The following is an 18,513-nucleotide window of genomic DNA, read 5'->3' as shown; positions in this document are numbered from 1 at the left end:
TCAGGACTTAGAAGCCGAAACTTAAAAGTCACCAGCGGCTTACCCCTCATTAGAGCGGTCTTCAAACTGACGACGACGAGATGGGCGACGACGCGGCTGAGTATTGCCAGGCGTCTGAACCACTTCTTCTTGGCCAGGAATGATTTCCCCTTTGAATACCCACACTTTGATGCCTAAGATCCCGTAGATGGTTTGGGCAGTCGTGTAGTGGTAGTCGATATCGGCCCGCAGGGTGTGGAGGGGAACTTTCCCTTCGCGGGTATATTCAGTTCTTGCGATTTCAGCGCCGTTCAAGCGGCCGCTAACCTGAATTTTGATGCCTTGGGCTCCGGCTCGCTGAGCGCGCTGAATGGCTTGGCGCACAACGCGACGGAACGAAACCCGGCGCTCGAGCTGTTGCTGAACGTACTCGGCAATCAGAGCAGCGTCAGAATCCACGCGCTCAACTTCTTTCACATTGATGCGGATTTGGCGATCGCTATTGCGCAGAATGCTTTGCAGCCCTTCCCGCAACTTCTCGATTCCTTCACCGCCACGGCCGACCACCACACCAGGACGAGCCGTAAAGACTTCCAGGTCGATTTGATCCGCCTTGCGCTCAATACGCACCTGAGAAATGCTGGGATTCTCCAAGCTCTTCAGTTTCAGCGGGTTTTTGAGAAAGAAGTTGCGGATTTTGTAATCTTCTTGCAACAACTCGGGGTAGTTTTTGTCTTCGGCATACCAGCGAGAACGGTGTTCTTGAGTAATACCGAGGCGGAAACCAACTGGATTTATCTTTTGTCCCACGGTCTGTCCTCTTGAGCAGGCAACTAAATGTGCAACGAATGGTCAGTAATTTCAAGCTTTAACGTTCAGGCGTCTAGTCTTCTTCAGAAACACCCGGTGCGACTGCAATCGTAATGTGGCAGGTCGGCTTGCGAATTTGATAAGCGCGGCCTTGAGCTCTGGGACGGAAGCGCTTCAGCACTGGACCCTGATCTGCAAATGCCTGAGTCACGACAAGATCCGCAGGAGCATACCCAGCGTTGTGCTCTGCGTTGGCAACGGCAGAGCGCAAAACCTTGAGAATCGGCTCACAGGCACGATAGGGCATGAACTCGAGAATAATGAGCGCTTCTCGATAAGAGCGCCCCCGAATTTGATCGAGCACCCGGCGCACCTTGTGAGGTGACATCCGAATGTAGCGAGCGATCGCTTTAACTTCCTCTGCAGTAGTAACGGCCATAACTTTACTCCTTGATTGCGATTAGCACAGATGATTTGCTTTAGCGGCGGCTAAAAGCCAATGCTGCTAACCGCGCAAATACCTCTAGCGACGAGCCTTCTTATCACTCTTGGCGTGTCCCCGGAACGTCCGAGTGGGGGCGAACTCGCCCAACTTGTGACCCACCATTTGCTCCGTCACATACACGGGCACATGCTGGCGACCGTTGTGTACTGCGATCGTGTGGCCAATCATTTCAGGCAAGATGGTCGAGGCCCGAGACCAAGTCTTGATCACCTGTTTGTCATTCTTCTCGTTGAGTACTTCGATCTTCTTCAGCAGATGATCTGCAATAAATGGTCCTTTTTTCAGTGAGCGAGACATGATTGCTTAACCCTAAAACTCGGTGTCCTAATTCGATCAGCGTGAAGTCATCCAGCGTTATCAGCGGCTCTAAGACTCACGTCCGCCGCGTCCGCGCTTCGAAGTACGACGACGACGACGAACAATCAAAGAGTTGCTAGGCTTTTTCTTCTTACGGGTCTTAGCTCCTAGTGCGGGCTTACCCCAGGGGGTAACCGGGCCAGAACGACCAATTGGAGCACGGCCCTCACCACCACCGTGAGGGTGGTCTACAGGGTTCATCACACTGCCTCGCACTTCAGGACGGCGTCCCAACCAACGCTTACGGCCTGCCTTACCCAGGCTCACGTTGCGAACATCGGCGTTGCCCACTTCACCAATGGTGGCGTAGCACTCGCGGCGCACCATCCGCACCTCGGTAGAAGGCAGTCTCAGGGTGACGTAGTTGCCTTCTTTTGCCACGATTTGAGCAGAGGTGCCAGCGGCTCGAACGATTTGACCACCGCGTCCTGCAATTAGCTCAACGTTGTGAACGGTAGTACCCAACGGCATGTTGCCAACGGGAAGCGCGTTGCCGACCTCGAACGGCGCATCGGGGCCAGAGATAATCGTGGTACCCACGGCCAATCCGGCGGGATGTAGGATGTAGCGCTTTTCCCCATCTTGGTAGTGAACCAGCGCAATCCGAGCGTTCCGGTTGGGATCGTATTCAATCGAAGCAACTTTTGCGGGAATGTTGTGTTTGTCGCGACGAAAATCGATGATGCGGTACAGGCGCTTGTGGCCGCCACCGCGATGACGAGTAGTGACAACGCCTCGATTGTTACGACCCTTGAGGCGATGGACGGAAATCGTTAGAGATTTTTCGGGCTCACTACGAGTAATTTCTGAAAACTCGGACACCGAGCGCTCTCGGGTGCCTGGTGTATAGGGTCGATAATTGCGAATGCCCATAACTTTCTCTTAGTTTCGGTTTGTGTGGCGATCGCCAGCTAGAACAGTTCAGTCAGGAGTAAACGTGTCAGCACGTTAGGGTTACACTTCGGGGAAGAGCACAATTGAGCTGCCCTCAGCCAGGGTAACCACAGCTCGCTTGTATTGAGGCCTATGGCCCATGAAGCGACCGACTCGACGCTGCTTGCGAGGGGGCTTGCTGGTATTGACGCTGGTGACTTTCACATCAAACAAGACTTCGATCGCAGCTTTGATTTGAGGCTTGGTTGCCTTAGGAGCTACTTCAAATACATACTTATTGTCTTCGAGCAGGCGAGTTGCCTTCTCAGTGACAAGAGGACGCCGAACCAAGTCAGCAAGGTCGCGTGGATTTAGCTTACTCACCGTATACCTCCTGTACTTTGGCGATCGCAGAAGCAGTTGCAATAATCTTGTCTGCCGTCAATAGATCGAAAACATTGAGATTTGCAGCCGAAATCATTTTGATCGAGCTAATGTTGCGAACCGAGAGATACACATTCTCATCGCGTTCTGCCACAATCAGCAGCGCAGTTTGCTCCGCGCCAACACCCCAACGAGACAAAGCTGCAACCACCTCTTTCGTCTTGGGACGAGGCAGCTGGCTAGAAAAATCTTCAACCACAATCAGATCATCAGCGCGGCCCTGCAATGCAGTTCTTAGAGCCAAACGACGCTCCTTGCGGTTCATCTTGACGGAGTAATCTCTAGGCTTGGGTCCAAAGATGACACCGCCGCCCCGCCACAGGGGAGACCGGATCGAACCTGCACGGGCGCGCCCTGTTCCCTTTTGGCGCCAAGGCTTGCGGCCACCTCCACTCACTTCAGCACGAGTCTTGGTGCACGCGTTACCCTGACGGGCATTGTTCATCTGGCGAACCAAGGCCCGATGAACAATATGAGCCGCATTTTCTTCTTTCGCTGTCCGCAGATCGAGAGAAGCTGTACCAGCCTCCTCGCCCTGCCAATTTTTAACTACACACTCAACCATGGGTTCATCCTCTAGGTGTTGTTAGAAACAGAGCTGGCGATCGATTCACCAAGGCTCAATTTCGCAACCGTTACTTCGCTTTACCAACAAGTTTTGCCGGAACGATATTGACCAGCGCCCCTGGCTTGCCAGGAATTGCTCCTTTGATGAGCAGCAAGTTGCGATCGCCATCAACTTGAACCACAGTCAGCTTGCGAATCGTAACCTGGCTTCCACCCAGACGCCCTGCCATACGCTTACCGGGATACACTCGTCCAGGAGTCGTACCAGCGCCAGTCGAACCGGGGAGACGATGGTTCTTAGAACCGTGGGCCATGGGGCCTCGCTTAAAGTTATGACGCTTTTGGTAACCCGCGAACCCACGGCCAATACTGGTACCAATTACATCAACAACCTGATCCGGCGAAAAAATATCTGCCTTAACTTCTTGCCCTAGTTGATAATCACCAGGATTGTCAAGGCGATACTCTTTGAGATGGCGGAGTGGCTGTGCCTCCGATTTACTTAAATGCCCCAACTCCGGCTTACTAAGAGCCTTTGCAGCAACTTCACCAAATCCAAGCTGCACAGCGGCATAACCATCTGTGTCAACTGTTTTGATTTGGGTCACCTTACAGGGACCTGCCTGAACAACAGTGACAGGTATCGATTTCCCAGACTCATCAAAGATTTGAGTCATCCCTAACTTTGTGCCAAGAATTCCAACTGACACGGTTCACGTCTCCCTTTTTTCTCGCGCCACAATAGAACCAAGCCGCCCTATTTGCAGCTTTTTGGCTCCATTGAGTTCTTTACAGTGACAACCCCAGAGGCCCGCCCAGTTAAGTGAGCAGACGATTCTATGGATTTCTGCAATCCTATGAACAGGCTTTTGCTACAGAGCTATCGAGCAATCGACCGATCTAGGTCATTTCGCCGAGGACTTGGACAGTTGTCCGTCCAGTATCCTTTCCATGCCAAACCGAGCACTCTGGAACGGTTTAGCGCGTATCTGATTTTTGGCGACAATTAAACACTATAAACAATAAAGCAGAGATTGTCCATCGCTTGATCAGACTTTTTTATCAGATTGAAGAAGCTAGAAAGCATGTACTCTGCGAGTTTCGATCAATTGAAAGATGGGGTACTGAGCAAAGCCCAACACCCCATCATCTAACAATTTGAGTGAAATGTGTATCAAACTTTAAAGTTGCGCGGCGGTCAGCGGTAGAAAGGGCGATCGCGATAGAGCTAGACCCAAGAGCTAAACCCAACTGTCTCTAAAACTGTCGCAAGAACCGCAAGTCGCTAGTATAAAGGCGGCGAATGTCATCAATTTGATGCAGCACCATTGCAATTCGCTCAACCCCCAAACCAGCGGCAAAGCCGGTGTAGACCTCGGGATCATACCCCACAGATTTAAGCACATTGGGATCAACCATGCCGCAGCCCATCACTTCCAACCAGCGGCCTTTCCATCGCACATCCACTTCTGCTGACGGCTCGGTGAACGGAAAGTAGCTAGGGCGGAAGCGAACCTCGATATCACCAAACATGGCCTCAAGAAACACCTTCAAAGTACCCCGTAGATCCGAAAAGGTCAGTCCTTCATCAACCGCCAAAATTTCAAGCTGATGGAACACAGCTGAGTGGGTTGCATCCACCGTATCACGACGATAACAACGGCCAGGAATCACGATGCGAATGGGGGGATCATTCTCTTCCATGTAGCGAATTTGAACAGAAGAGGTATGCGTACGCAGCAGATTGCCATCTGGCAAAAACAGCGTGTCCTGCATATCGCGAGCGGGATGATCAGGCTGAAAATTGAGAGCTTCGAAGTTGTAATAGTCCGTTTCCATTTCGGGGCCAGTAGCAACCGTATAACCCAAACCCACGAAGATATCGATCATCCGATCGACGGTGCTCGTGAGCGGGTGGGCACGCCCCTGAGAGCGGAAGACCCCTGGCATGGTGACGTCAATTGTTTCTGCCGCGAGCTTTGCTTCAATTGCCGCAGCTTGAAGGGCAATGCGCTTGTTCTCCAAGCTAGTTTGCAGGGCTTCTTTAACCTCGTTGGCCAGAGACCCAATCCGGGGGCGATCCTCGGCCCCAAGCCGCCCCATGCTACCCAAAACTTGTGAGAGGCTACCTTTTTTGCCTAAGTATTTGATGCGGAGCTGCTCTAAAGCGTCGAGCGTGTCAATTTGGGCGATCGCCTCTTGAGCCTCGTCCTGGAGAGCGGCGAGTTGAGACTCCAGTTCACTGGGCTGCATCGTAGTACTCATTAGCAAAAATTACGTGTCGTTGTAGACGTAGCAAACATTATCCTTTTCAGTTTACGAGTTCGCTACGCTCTAGGAAACCCCAAGCATGAATTAGAGGTTAAAGCAGTCGCGGCCACGCAGCGTGATCAACTCAACAGGCGTTACCCTGAATTGGAAGCATAGGCTGGCGAGAAATGGCGATCGCGCTTTAACCATCCTGCAGCAAGCGTCTGCCCACCTTCAGCATCTTGATGCAGGTTGATGCAGGGCGCAGTCTTCCAGCATGCCAGCACACTAGAATGCCAGCATGATAAAACTCTGATGACCTGCAGTTCTGATGCTCTGTCAGTGAATTGTGAGATTGTCTTAGCCAATTTGGGTTTGACAGGTTGGCTGTAGCGGCTTCCCCGTCCCAACTTGCAATTCTCCCTCAACTCACACGTTTCCAACCCCATCCAATCGCCTACGACTCGTCCATATCCTTGACTATGAAACTTTTAATTAGCAACGATGACGGCATTTTTTCCCTGGGCGTACGTACGCTTGCTAACACGCTAGCCGCCGCCGGACACGACATCACCGTCGTTTGTCCCGATCGAGAGCGATCGGCGACAGGGCATGGGTTAACCCTACACAAACCCATTCGGGCAGAACAGATTGAGGGTGTGTTTCATACAGGCATTACAGCATGGGCCTGCTCTGGAACTCCGTCGGACTGTGTCAAATTGGCGCTGGGGGCGCTGCTCGATGCCCCTCCCGATTTGGTTTTATCTGGAATTAACCACGGTTCCAACTTGGGAACCGATGTGCTGTATTCGGGCACAGTATCGGCGGCCATGGAAGGGGTCATTGAGGGTTTGGCAGGAATCGCCTTTAGCTTGGCTAGTTTCTCCTGGCAAGACTTTCAACCCGCGGCCAACTTTGCCCAAACGCTACTGACCCGGTTTGAACACAGCCCCCTGCCCAAAGAGACCCTGTTAAACGTCAATATTCCACCCGTACCTCAGGAAAACATTGCTGGGGTGAAAGTGACTCGTCAAGGGTTACGACGCTACATCGATATGTTTGAAAAGCGAATCGATCCGCGTGGCAAAACCTACTACTGGCTAGCTGGCGAGATTTTGGAAGACACTCCTCAGCCTCCGTTAGAATTCGTGGCGACTCCCGATGGGAGCTTGGTTGGGATGGATCTAGAATGGATGCAGTCTGTTGAAACTGATGTACATGCCATTCGCCAAAGCTATATTACGATCACGCCTTTGCAGTACAACCTAACATCGGTCCATGGGCTGGCTGCACTTCAGGGTTTGCAGATTTGAGGGCCAACGTTCTAAGCTACGACGCTGCCTGAGACCGACTTTAATGGATGAAAGCAATGACCTGAGAATTGATGGGAATCCAGTCTAGTGTTTTCAACCTAGTGAAATAGATCTATGATTCAGGTCGGGGTAGCGTGCCGTGTTTGTGTCTTTCAAGCCAAATTTTTAGCTCGTAATTTTTTTCAGTTTTGAAGCTTTCGCTAAGAATCTGGGAACTCTTAGCCTTAAGGTGTTTTAATTTAAGCTCGTACTAAGCTTGTATTGAGCATCCGGCTTAGCCCCTCCGCGAAATTTATAGAGTATTTGGGCTAAATTAGCCGATATGCATCATGTCATGAGCTGTTATTTGAATGAATCAATGATTTAAATGACGGTGAAGTAACGGGGTAGCGGAGTTTGGTTGAGCCAGTAAGGAAGCCTCATGTCTAGCATGGAAAACCAATTTAAGGTTCGCTTCTGGGGTGTGAGAGGCAGTATTGCGTGCCCCGGATCTGAAACCGTGCGTTATGGCGGTAATACCTCTTGCATTGAAATGCGAGTGAATGGGCAACTGCTCATTTTTGATGGAGGGACTGGGCTACGCGTGTTGGGGCAGTCGCTATTGCGAGAGATGCCGCTGCGAGCCAACATGTTTTTTACCCATTCTCATTGGGATCACATTCAAGGATTTCCGTTCTTTGTGCCGGCGTTTGTGCCAACCAATACGTTCAAGATTTATGGGGCGATCGCGCCTAATGGCTCTACGATAGAGCAACGCTTGAACGACCAAATGCTGCATCCCAACTTTCCCGTGCCTCTGCAAATCATGGGCGCTGATCTAACCTTTTGTGACTTGGATGTGGGTGAAACAGTCGAGATTGGTGAGGTGGTTGTCGAGAATGCCTTGCTCAATCACCCTGGTGAGGCCGTTGGCTATCGGGTGAACTGGAACAACCACGCCGTCGCCTACATTACGGATACCGAGCATTTTCCCGATCGCCTGGATGAAAATGTTTTGTGGCTGGCGCGTGATGCCGATGTCATGATTTATGACGCCACTTATACCGATGAAGAGTACTACTCTGAAAAATCGCCCAAAATCGGCTGGGGCCACTCTACTTGGCAAGAAGCCGTCAAGGTTGCGAAGGAAGCCAATGTCAAAAAACTGATCATTTTCCATCACGATCCGCTGCACAGTGATGACTTTATGGATCAGATTAAAGCTGATACGCTGGCTCATTTTCCCAATAGTGATGTTGCCTACGAGGGCATGGAAATTGACGTACTGAAGGTTACAGAGCCCTCTGACTCGCCCGTGAAGATGTCAGCGTAGGCGATCGCCCATGGGGTTGTAGGTGCAAGTTGCACCTACAAACGCTACACCTAACGGTCTCAATCAACGTCTCTCCATCATTGCTCATGCGGCCGCTATTCGAATTTTGGGGTTAGGGTCAATCATCAGGCGATGAAGCGCGTGGTGATGGCTGTCGCGGCGTTGGTGCGAAGTCTTCTAAGATGTGTATGGCTTGTGTGCTCTGTTGACGACGTATTGGACATTGACGTGTGTGGATCACCTCTTCGCTAGATTCGGTTCGAACTCCTACTCGAGTTGCCCTGGGAAATTTTGATGGGATTCATCGTGGGCATCAGTGTGTCATTGAGCCGATTGTGCTGGGTTCAACGGTGTGTCGCTCGGCAGTGGTAGGTTCTACATCCGAGACAGAAGCGGGGCAGGACTCGGGGAATGATGCGGGAGTTCCAACTGTTCTCACCTTTCACCCCCATCCACAGGAATTCTTTTCGGGGCGGCAGCGATCGCTTTTGACCCCGATTGAGGAGAAGGCGGCATTTCTCGCCACGCTAGGGATTGAGCAATTGGTGCTGTTGCCCTTTACTCAAACCTTGGCCAGCCTATCGCCCTACGACTTTGTGGAACAAATTTTGGTAAATTGCCTCAAGCCCTATTGCATTAGCGTGGGGCAGGATTTTTGCTTTGGGCGCGATCGCAAAGGAACAGCGACAGAACTGAAGGCGATCGCAGCGGATTTCGGCATTACGGTCTATACAGTGGCGCTCCATACCGAGCTGGGCGATCGCATTAGCAGCTCCCGAATTCGTCAAGCTTTGCAATCGGGGAACCTGGATGAAGCAAACCAACTGCTAGGACGCCCCTACACGCTGTGCGGCACAGTCGTGCAGGGACAGCAGCTTGGCCGACAAATTGGCTTTCCTACCGCCAACTTGCAGCTTCCTAGCGAAAAGTTTTTGCCGCGAGATGGAGTTTACGTCGTGCGGGTGCAGGGCATTGCTGGGGCTACCGAAGCGGCGGGAGTCATGAATTTGGGAATACGGCCTACCGTCAACGGAAAGCAGCGAACGGTTGAGGTGCATGTGTTTGACTGGTCAGGCAACTTGTACGACCAATCCCTGACGGTGAGTTTGGAGGCATTTTTGCGGCCTGAGCAAACCTTTGAGTCTCTTGATGCCCTGAAATCGCAAATTCAGCAGGATTGCGATACGGCACGATCGCTTCTGGCAACTCTGCCCATCGTGCACAAACCATAGCTCACTTGCCCAGCATTTAGCCTTGCCAACTAGATGCTGCTGGGTGGACAAAGCCCAAGAAACATCATCCAAAACCACGAAAAATTACGCATTTCATACGAAGAACCAAGGGATTGAATGGTTTTTTGAAGCGCTTATCGTCTCAAAAATCATTCAACTCCGTAAGATTCTGACCATCAGCACTTTAGACAGAAGTGCATAGCTCTGTGCCATATGAGACGATGTAAAGCTGTTCGTATTTGGACAGAACGAGTTTGAGAATGATGCACGGGTATCGCTCATTCTTGACCCACAGCTTAACCTCACACACTGCCCAAACCTGTTCGTCGAAACTCTATGACCGTGTCAAAATCTCCGCTTCGCATCTTGTTTGTATCAACATCGGTTGGCCCATTGGGGTCGGGCATTGGCGGCGGAGTTGAGCTTACGTTGCGCAACTTAGGGCAAGAACTGCAGCGACGCGGGCATAACATCACCGTTGTGGCTCCGGCTGGGTCGGTAGCGGGCGATCTACCCGTCGTGCCCATTTCAGGTCAACTGCAATCGCTGGCCCAAAGCCAGAGCCGGGAAGATCCGATACTGTTGCTGCCCAATTCTGTGCTGGCCAATATGTGGGACTATGCCCGATCTGTGCAGCATGAGTACGATGTGCTGGTGAATTTTGCCTACGATTGGTTGCCGTTCTACCTGACGGCTTACTTTTCTCGACCGATCGCCCATTTGGTGAGTATGGGATCGCTATCGGATGCGATGGATCAGATCATTGGCGAGGCGGTCCGTCGGTTTCCGGGCAGCATTGGGATGCATAGTCGTGCCCAAGCGGCAACCTTTGACTTTGCAGAGGAGTGTCGCATTTTGGGCAATGGGTTTGATTTGACCCAGTATCAGTTTTGCGCGACTCCCCAACATGAGGTGGCATGGGTTGGGCGAGTTGCACCAGAAAAGGGCTTGGAGGATGCGATCGCCGCCATTGAGAAAACGGGAACCCGGCTGAAAATTTGGGGTGCGCTCACGGATGCAGAGTATTGGCAGCACATTCAGCAGCGGTTTCCCGATGCGCCGTACCAATATGAAGGTTTTTTATCGACCCAAGAGTTGCAGCAGCAGTTGGGACAGTGTCGAGCCTTGTTAGTCACGCCCAAATGGATCGAAGCGTTTGGCAATGTGGTAATTGAGGCGTTGGCCTGTGGCGTACCCGTGATTGCATACCGACGGGGTGGCCCTGCCGAAATTGTGCAGGACGGGCTAACGGGGTGGATTGTCGAACCCGACAGTGTGAGAGAACTGACTCGGGCGATCGCCCAAATTGATCAGATTGATAGGCAAACCTGTCGCCAACAGGCCGAAGCCCAGTATTCCAACCAGGCCATGGGCGATCGCGTCGAAGGCTGGCTGCGGGATTTGATAGGTGTTACCGAATGATGGGAATATAAGGAAATCAATCAAAAGCAAATGTTCGCGGGCATCGTTTGCTGGCGACAGCCCGAGCAACGCAGTTCAATGCAGCGTGGGAACCATAGCGTTACCCCATTCAAAGCATGCCTGAGCTGATGTTGCCATAACAACGAAGTGTAGAAAGGCAGTGGAAGGAATAGTATGGCGGAAATTCAATTCTCCCGAGGAATTCGCGAAGATGTAGTGCCCGATGTACGGCTAACTCGCGCTCGCGACGGCAACAGCGGACGTGCCATGTTCTACTTTGAAAAGCCAAACGCGCTGGCTCAAGATAGCACCCAAGACATTACAGGCATGTATCTGATTGATGAAGAGGGAGAGTTGGTCACGCGCGAAGTCAATGCGAAGTTTGTGAATGGTCAGCCCGAAGCTTTGGAAGCGGTGTACTCCATGAAGAGTGCAGAAGAGTGGGATCGCTTTATGCGGTTTATGGAGCGCTATGCCAATGAAAACGAATTGGGCTTTAGCAAGGCCGATTAATTGACGCAGATGGCTCGCCGCGATATCAGCCGCGAGCCATTGTTTTGTTGACTTACTCCATGTCGTTCACCCGTTGGGAGATATGGCCCATCGTCCTCATCCTGATGACGCGCCAGTTGCCGTGAGCTGTGCAGTCCTAACCGTTAGCGATACGCGCACTGTGGAAACCGACCGGAGTGGCCAACTCATTCAGCACTTGCTGGAGACCGCTGGCCATTGCATTGCAGCGTACCGCATTTTGCCTGATGAAGCCGCAGCGATCGCCGCTCAGGTGCGGCAATGGGGCACAGACTCCGCAATCGAAGTTGTGATCTTAAACGGGGGTACAGGCATTGCGCCACGAGATACCACTTACGATGCGATCGAAGCTTTGCTCGACAAAGAAATTTCAGGATTTGGCGAACTGTTTCGCTGGCTTAGCTATCAAGAAATTGGCTCCCGAGCAATGGCATCACGGGCGATCGCAGGGGTGCATCAGGGCACGCTAGTTTTTTCGCTGCCGGGTTCTAGCAATGCAGTGCAATTAGCCTTAGAGTCGCTGATTCTACCGGAACTGGTTCATCTAGTTCGCCAGCTCAATCCAGCTCGTTAGCATTTACGTTTGGGGAGTATTGCCCAGCGCGGTGCCCGTTGCCTCTGCATCCACCAGTTCTCGATTGACACGCAGATTTCGCGGATCGAGCGCATCCCGCAGGCCATCACCCAACAGATTAAACGCCAACACCGTCAGCACAATCAGAATTGCAGGCGACCACACCAGCCACGGCTGCAATACCAGAATGGAGGCATTGGTGGCCAGCGATAGCATGTTGCCCCACGAGGGATCGGGTTGCTGAATGCCTAACCCAATCAAACTCAGCACGGCCTCTGACAAAATGAAACCCGGAACCGATAGGGTGGCAGAGATGATGACGTAGGTTGCTGTTTGCGGCAGAATGTGGCGCAGGATGATGTAGAGCGATCGCCCGCCCATGGCCTTTGCGGCTTGCACATATTCTCGCTCTCGCAGCGACAGTACCTCACCCCGAATCACCCGAGCCACACCAGCCCAGCCCACAAAGGACGTAATCAGTACAATGAGCAAAAATCGCTGGGTGCTGGTTAGTCCCGGAGGCAGCACCGCCGCCAGCGCCACGAGCAAATAAATGCCGGGAATGGTCATCAGCACTTCCACAAAGCGCATGAGAATGGCATCAAGCGCGCCGCCAAAATATCCCGAAATTCCGCCAATGAGCAAACCCAGCGGAAAGGAAATTAAAATTCCAACTAAGCCCACACTGAGGCTAATGCGACCGCCATGCACCAATCGGCTAAACTGATCGCGTGCTTGCTCATCGGTGCCCAAAATATTGAGTCGACCTTCGCCAACGGTGCCAAATAAATGGCGATCGCCCCGAATTCCAGGGATCGTGAAAAGGGGCTGAAACTCAGGATTGGCAAATGAGAATCGCGTTGGCACCGAGACCGTGAAGCGAAATAGCTGATATTCTGGCCCCTGAGCAAACAGGCGCACAGGAGATGGCTGGCTGAAATCCACATTCAAGGGGCGATCGCCCGTCTCCAGATCTACCGCTCCCTGGGTGGTGGGATACACATGTGGCCCAATGAACTGGCCCTGCTGATTGCGCCAGTAAATTTGTGTCGGGGGCAGCAGCGAACCCTCTGACTGAGTTGCATAGGGATTATAAGGAGCCACAAACTCTGCAGCCAGAATCGACAGGTAAAACACCAGGAGCAAAATCGCTCCAAACTTTGCAGGTCCGTTATTTTTTAGCTTGTCCCACCAGTTCATAAGCGCTACTGCACACAGATAAAGGATTGAAACGACAAAAGGCTGCTCCTTCAAGGGATATCAGCATGCAAGGTGTCACGAGGCCCATCATCCAAACTCACCCAGCCAACCTTCTAGGGTTGACTGCATGAGGCACTAAACATGGGAAATTGGGTTGAGCTGCAAGTAGCTAAGCAGCCAGTTCGCCATTGTGGCACGACGAGTCAACCGGGGAACCAGCTCTCCAACCTTGTAGCCGGTAAAACCAAGCTGCTCCTTCAACAATTGCTTGTTCTCTTTGGGAATGGAGCGGGTCAGCTTCACGGTTGCAGGGCGGCTTTCAATAAAGTCGGGCGGCTCAGGATACGCCTCTCGCCAATCAGGCTCTACACCCGAAGCATCCCATTGAGCCGTTGCCGCATCAAACCGATAGCCCAGCGCATACCAAACCAATTGGTTCGCAGTGTGGTCATCGATCGCATCATTCAAAATGGCCCAAATGGTATCGGTCGTTAACGGTGGCAAATCAGGCATCATGAGGTCGCGCAACAGTCAGTAGACAGAACGGGAAAAGATAGCGGAAACGGAGCGACAGCAACGATTCCATAGAATCCCTTGGAAACCGTTGGCATGGAAACCATTGTAGCGGCACTTTGTAACGGCAGATGCAAGGGACAGCTTGGCGCGAGTCGAAGGGTCGGTGGGGAGCCGTTACGGCTGAATCTGGCCTGCAACAACGGTCAACACTTGGGACGATCGCAGCCATTGTGCATCAAATGACCCCAAGTGGGTTGTGGTAATGAGGGTTTGAAATCGATCTTGAATCGTATCGAGCAGCTTATTTTGGCGGTTCAGGTCCAGTTCGGCCAGCACATCATCCAACAGCAGCAGCGGCGGTTCACCAATTACCGATTCAATCAGCTTGAGTTCGGCCAGTTTGAGCGCCAGCACCAGGGTCCGTTGCTGCCCTTGCGACCCAAACTGGCGGGCAGGCGTGTGGTTAATGGCAAAGTCGATTTCGTCCCGATGGGGACCCACGAGCGTCGTTCCCTGAACCTGTTCAGCGATCGCCCTTTCCTTGAATCGCTCTAAAAAGGCAGTTTGAATATGCTGCGGATCGTCGCCCTCGGTGGGCACATTGGGGGCATAGGTTAGGGTAAGCAGCTCCTTGCCATCACTAATGTTGCGATGCCAGGTCTCGGCCAAGGGGGCAATTCGGGCGATCGCTCGAGCGCGGCGACGGATCACGCGAGTTCCCAAAGCGGCCAGTTGGGCATCCCATACGGCCCGCTCCATGGGGTTGGCCTGCGCTGCGCTAGGGTCTTTAGCAAGTTGCTTGAGCAAGGCATTGCGCTGCTTGAGGGCAACCGTGTACTGCTGCAAAATGTGAGCATACACAGGCTCCAGCTGAATTAGCAAGGTGTCCAACCAATTGCGGCGATAGCCCGGGCCACCCCGCACCAATTCCAAGTCTAGGGACGAAAATTCCACCGCATTCATCAAACCCAAAAAGTCGAGTTGACGCTTGGTGGTTTGCCCATTGATGGCCGTGGTGCGACGGCCATTGCTGCGGAGGGTCATGGTTAAGTCTACCGAGCCAGCGCTGCGGTTCAACGTGGCGGCGATCGCCCCTTCACTAGCACCTTCCAGCACCAAGTCTCGGTCTCGGCTCACCCGGTGCGATCGCAGGGTTGCCAGCAGTTCTACCGCCTCTAGCAGATTGGACTTACCCTGAGCATTGTCGCCAAGCACAATAGTCTTGGCAGCATCGAATATTACCCCTTGGTCGCGGTAATTGCGAAATTGCCGGAGATAGAGGGACTGTAAAAACATCGGCCCAATGGTTCAGCCCGGTAGCACGGTATCCGTTCATCATCCTACGTGAGTTCATCCCAAACACGAACGGATATCGCCATTCCCCTTTAGCCATGTTTGCGCCGCATATACCAACGCACAAACAGCTTTTCAAACTCCACCCAAACAAACATCAGCGTGCTAAAGCCCAAACACAGCATCACATCCATGGTGCTGAGCAAGTGAGTGCCAAAGAAGTCGCGCAGCGGCTCCACATAAATGAGAGCGAACTGTAGCAGAGTCGTGAGCACCACCGACGCCAGCACATAGGGATTGGAAAACGGATTGAGCTGTAGTGTCAGCCGCGTATTGGAACGAACCGCAAGGGCATGCCCCATCTGGGCAACACACAGGGTGGTAAACACCATCGTTTTCCAGCGCTCGGGGCTGAGGCCATTGCCAAAGTTGGTTTGGGTGTAGTTAAAGGCAATCACCATAATGCTGGTGGCAATGATGGCCAATACAATGCCAATGCGAATCATGTACAATCCCAGACCCCGTGCAAAAATGCTTTCTTTGGGGTCGTTGGGTGGACGATCCATCACGTTGGGCTCGGCGGGCTCTACGGCCAAGGCCAGCGCTGGCAGTCCATCTGTGACAAGGTTCATCCAAAGGATTTGGAGAGGAGTGAGAGGCACTCCACCCGAAACCAACAGCGGGGAGAGCGCGATGGTAATCACCTCTCCAATGTTGGAACCCAAGATGTATTTGATAAAGCGGCGAATGTTGGTATAAACGACGCGGCCTTCTTCAACAGCGGCAACGATAGTGGTGAAATTGTCATCCAACAGCACCATATCGCTGGCTTCTTTACTAACGTCGGTGCCGGTAATGCCCATCGCAATGCCAATATCGGCTTGTTTCAGGGCAGGGGCATCATTCACCCCATCACCAGTCATTGCAACGACTTTGCCCCGGTGTTGCAGCGCTCGAACAATTCGCAGCTTGTGTTCAGGCGATACCCGAGCATAAATGCCGACCCGATTGACGTGCTCCTCTAGCTCAGCTTGGCTCATCGCCTCTAGCTCGCGTCCGGTGAGAACTTCGTCTTCGGGATTGGCGATGTTGAGATTTTGGGCGATCGCCTGAGCCGTGAGCTGGTGGTCTCCGGTAATCATCACGGGGCGAATACCCGCGCTGCGGCAGCGGGAAACTGCATCTCGAACCTCGGGGCGGGGGGCATCCAACATATCTACCAACCCCAGCCAGATCAGCTCTTTTTCAATATGCTCGGCATCCTCTTCGGTGGGGAGCTGGTGCACGGGCTTGTAGGCAAATCCCAACACGCGCAATCCTTCGCGGGCCAGCTTATCGTTATGCTGCAAAAGTTGCTGGGTCAGCTCTGAAGTGAGCGGTTCGGGGCGATCGCCTATAAAGATATGGCTGCATCGTTCTAGCACAAGCTCAGCCGAGCCTTTGCAGAACAGGGTCATGTCGTCTTTGGGCAACACCGCCGTGCAGACATTATCAGAAATTGAGCCATCGGGTTTTACAACCACACTCATGCGCTTGCGCTCGGAGGTAAAGGGAACCTCAAACACCCGTACAAACTCATGGTTGAGCTGATGGCGATCAATCCCAGCCTTGGCGGCAACCACCAGCAAAGCCCCTTCGGTAGGATCGCCCAAAATCACCCAGTTACCATTCTCTTTTTGCAGAACGGCATCATTACAAAAAGTACACGCAGCCAACAGCAACATCGTTTCGGGGTTTTGCTGAGGTTCAACGGCCTGTTGCCCACTCAAAAAATCCCCTTCGGGGTCGTAGCCTTGGCCCGTCACGTGAAATGATTCGCCCGCTGGGTGAATGGACTGCACCACCATTTTGTTTTGGGTGAGGGTGCCCGTTTTATCGGAACAGATCGTGGTGACGGAACCCAACGTTTCGACGGCGGGCAGCTTGCGCACCAAGGCATTGCGCCGAACCATGCGCTGGGTGCCCAGCGCCAGAGTGACGGTAATGACAGCAGGCAACCCCTCCGGCACGACCGCCACCGCCATACTCAGCGATACTTCCAGCAAATCTCGAAAACTATCCCACCCGGCAACGAGGAGACCACCCACCACCACGATCGCCACCAGGGTCAGCGCACCCGATACCAAAACCTTACTGAGCTGATCCATCCGCTGCTGCAGAGGAGTGGGCTCCGATTCAACGCCTTGCAGCATTGTCGCAATTTTGCCCAGCTCGGTTTTCATGCCGGTGGTGGTGACCAAGACCGTGCCACGTCCCTGCACGACTTCGGTTCCCTGAAACACCAGATTGTCGCGATCGCCCAGCGAGGTATCGCCTTCCAGGGTGGCAGAACTACTCTTATTGGTCGGCTGCGCTTCTCCCGTCAGGGCAGACTCGCGGATCTGGAGATTCGCTTCTTCAAGAATGCGTCCGTCGGCGGCTACCTGCACCCCCGCCTCTAGCATCATCACATCACCCGGAACCAAATCTTTTGAATCGATTTCAGAAATTTGGCCATCTCGATTGACCCGAACCTTGGGCGAACTCAGGTTCTTCAGCGCGGCCAGAGCCTTTTCGGCGCGGCTTTCCTGCACATACCCCAACAAGCCGTTCAAAAACACAATGGCAAGGATGGCGATCGTGTCTTTGAAGGGAATATCATTTTCCGCAATTTCACCCGCTTGCAAATCGATAAAGTCCATCACACCAGAAATGATTGCCACGGCAATCAGCATGATGAGCATGATGTTTTTGAACTGATCGAGCAAAATCATCAGTGACGATCGCCCGCCCGAGCTGTCCAGTTCATTGACACCAAAAGTTTGTCGCCGTTCGGTAACTTGGTGTGAGGTTAGTCCGCGTTTCGGATCGCTTTGCAGCTTTTCAATCGCTTGCTGGGCTGAGAGAGTATGCCAAAGCGTGGGTTCGTCGGGAGGTAGAGCCGTCATGAGTAGAGTGAGATACGAAGGTGAGCATTCATCATGGAGAACCTTGCTCCGTTGTCATTCGCAGTTGAATTGACCTGCGATGAGGCTATGCCGGGCAACGGCATAGTTTTTCAACACACGAGCCTGGTCGGGTTGGACAGCGGCGTAATCTGGTGTTGCTGCTATAGAATAGGGGCGATCGCAAGGGGTGACGTAGGTGAACTGAGAATCAGGTGAACTCGGAATGGATGGTGCGATCAACCGTAGAACCGAACAGCAACGCCTTGTAAGAGCCAGGATTGGGATGCACAAGGGCGGGCGGCACACCAGTCACTAGAGGCATATTTAAAGCGGAGCGAACAGCCTTAGTCGAATCAGGTGAAACGTTTGCAAATGCTGGTGTTCCTGCAAAATTAAGGGTAGCACTTG

18 protein-coding genes are annotated in these 18,513 nt (G+C 52.7%); 6 read left to right on the top strand and 12 right to left on the bottom strand.

The window, feature by feature from the left end:
- Positions 1 to 39: 39 nt before the first annotated feature.
- From rpsC to pheS, 8 genes are all read right to left on the bottom strand, one after another.
- Positions 40 to 789, bottom strand: a complete 750-nt coding sequence (rpsC, locus tag ACQ4M4_RS07385) for a 30S ribosomal protein S3 (RefSeq protein WP_430683835.1) — start codon at positions 787 to 789, stop codon at positions 40 to 42.
- Positions 790 to 862: 73 nt separating this feature from the next.
- Positions 863 to 1,228 (bottom strand): 50S ribosomal protein L22, encoded by a 366-nt coding sequence (gene rplV, locus ACQ4M4_RS07380; protein ID WP_430683834.1) that lies wholly within the window; start codon positions 1,226 to 1,228, stop codon positions 863 to 865.
- Positions 1,229 to 1,312: 84 nt separating this feature from the next.
- Entirely contained in the window at positions 1,313 to 1,591 is a 279-nt protein-coding gene (gene rpsS / locus ACQ4M4_RS07375; protein ID WP_430683833.1) for a 30S ribosomal protein S19, read from the bottom strand.
- A gap of 69 nt (positions 1,592 to 1,660) precedes the next feature.
- The gene (gene rplB, locus ACQ4M4_RS07370; protein WP_430683832.1) at positions 1,661 to 2,524 is read right to left on the bottom strand and encodes a 50S ribosomal protein L2; all 864 of its coding nucleotides are present in this window, start codon (positions 2,522 to 2,524) and stop codon (positions 1,661 to 1,663) included.
- A gap of 81 nt (positions 2,525 to 2,605) precedes the next feature.
- Entirely contained in the window at positions 2,606 to 2,908 is a 303-nt protein-coding gene (locus ACQ4M4_RS07365) for a 50S ribosomal protein L23 (protein ID WP_430683831.1), read from the bottom strand.
- Complete coding sequence (rplD, locus tag ACQ4M4_RS07360; RefSeq protein ID WP_430683830.1) at positions 2,901 to 3,533, bottom strand: 50S ribosomal protein L4; 633 nt, start codon at positions 3,531 to 3,533, stop codon at positions 2,901 to 2,903. The genes ACQ4M4_RS07365 and rplD overlap by 8 nt, the downstream gene beginning before the upstream one ends.
- Before the next feature lie 70 nt (positions 3,534 to 3,603).
- Entirely contained in the window at positions 3,604 to 4,245 is a 642-nt protein-coding gene (gene rplC, locus ACQ4M4_RS07355) for a 50S ribosomal protein L3 (RefSeq protein WP_430683829.1), read from the bottom strand.
- A gap of 547 nt (positions 4,246 to 4,792) precedes the next feature.
- Positions 4,793 to 5,800, bottom strand: coding sequence for a phenylalanine--tRNA ligase subunit alpha (gene pheS, locus ACQ4M4_RS07350; RefSeq protein ID WP_430683828.1), 1,008 nt, complete (start codon positions 5,798 to 5,800; stop codon positions 4,793 to 4,795).
- A 467-nt stretch (positions 5,801 to 6,267) separates the two neighbouring features.
- Here pheS and surE point away from each other — a divergent pair, with 467 nt between their 5' ends.
- The 6 genes from surE (at position 6,268) to ACQ4M4_RS07320 (ending at position 12,169) form a co-directional block, all read left to right on the top strand.
- Positions 6,268 to 7,098: a 5'/3'-nucleotidase SurE gene (surE, locus tag ACQ4M4_RS07345; protein WP_430683827.1), complete on the top strand. Its 831-nt coding sequence runs from the start codon at positions 6,268 to 6,270 to the stop codon at positions 7,096 to 7,098.
- Positions 7,099 to 7,519: 421 nt separating this feature from the next.
- Positions 7,520 to 8,410, top strand: coding sequence for an MBL fold metallo-hydrolase (locus tag ACQ4M4_RS07340; protein ID WP_430683826.1), 891 nt, complete (start codon positions 7,520 to 7,522; stop codon positions 8,408 to 8,410).
- A 230-nt stretch (positions 8,411 to 8,640) separates the two neighbouring features.
- Positions 8,641 to 9,642, top strand: coding sequence for a bifunctional riboflavin kinase/FAD synthetase (locus tag ACQ4M4_RS07335; RefSeq protein ID WP_430683825.1), 1,002 nt, complete (start codon positions 8,641 to 8,643; stop codon positions 9,640 to 9,642).
- A gap of 336 nt (positions 9,643 to 9,978) precedes the next feature.
- Positions 9,979 to 11,064, top strand: coding sequence for a glycosyltransferase family 4 protein (locus ACQ4M4_RS07330; RefSeq protein WP_430683824.1), 1,086 nt, complete (start codon positions 9,979 to 9,981; stop codon positions 11,062 to 11,064).
- A gap of 174 nt (positions 11,065 to 11,238) precedes the next feature.
- Positions 11,239 to 11,577, top strand: a complete 339-nt coding sequence (psb28, locus tag ACQ4M4_RS07325) for a photosystem II reaction center protein Psb28 (protein WP_430683823.1) — start codon at positions 11,239 to 11,241, stop codon at positions 11,575 to 11,577.
- 82 nt (positions 11,578 to 11,659) lie between these two features.
- A complete protein-coding gene (locus ACQ4M4_RS07320; RefSeq protein WP_430683822.1) occupies positions 11,660 to 12,169 on the top strand; it encodes a MogA/MoaB family molybdenum cofactor biosynthesis protein in 510 nt (169 codons plus the stop codon).
- A 3-nt stretch (positions 12,170 to 12,172) separates the two neighbouring features.
- Here the strand turns inward: ACQ4M4_RS07320 and ACQ4M4_RS07315 are convergent, their stop codons facing one another.
- From ACQ4M4_RS07315 to ACQ4M4_RS07300, 4 genes are all read right to left on the bottom strand, one after another.
- Positions 12,173 to 13,369: an ABC transporter permease gene (locus ACQ4M4_RS07315; protein WP_430683821.1), complete on the bottom strand. Its 1,197-nt coding sequence runs from the start codon at positions 13,367 to 13,369 to the stop codon at positions 12,173 to 12,175.
- A gap of 135 nt (positions 13,370 to 13,504) precedes the next feature.
- Positions 13,505 to 13,885: a DUF1823 family protein gene (locus tag ACQ4M4_RS07310; RefSeq protein ID WP_430683820.1), complete on the bottom strand. Its 381-nt coding sequence runs from the start codon at positions 13,883 to 13,885 to the stop codon at positions 13,505 to 13,507.
- 174 nt (positions 13,886 to 14,059) lie between these two features.
- Positions 14,060 to 15,181, bottom strand: a complete 1,122-nt coding sequence (recF, locus tag ACQ4M4_RS07305) for a DNA replication/repair protein RecF (RefSeq protein ID WP_430683819.1) — start codon at positions 15,179 to 15,181, stop codon at positions 14,060 to 14,062.
- A gap of 89 nt (positions 15,182 to 15,270) precedes the next feature.
- Positions 15,271 to 18,105 carry a cation-translocating P-type ATPase gene (locus ACQ4M4_RS07300; RefSeq protein WP_430683818.1) on the bottom strand — a complete coding sequence of 945 codons (2,835 nt, stop codon included), beginning with the start codon at positions 18,103 to 18,105 and terminating at the stop codon, positions 15,271 to 15,273.
- Positions 18,106 to 18,513: the final 408 nt, after the last annotated feature.

It is taken from the genome of Leptolyngbya sp. AN02str (genome assembly GCF_050565595.1).
Taxonomy (GTDB): domain Bacteria; phylum Cyanobacteriota; class Cyanobacteriia; order Elainellales; family Elainellaceae; genus Kaiparowitsia.
Note: the sequence above shows the minus strand (reverse complement) of the source record. Positions and strands in the feature narration are given on the sequence as shown.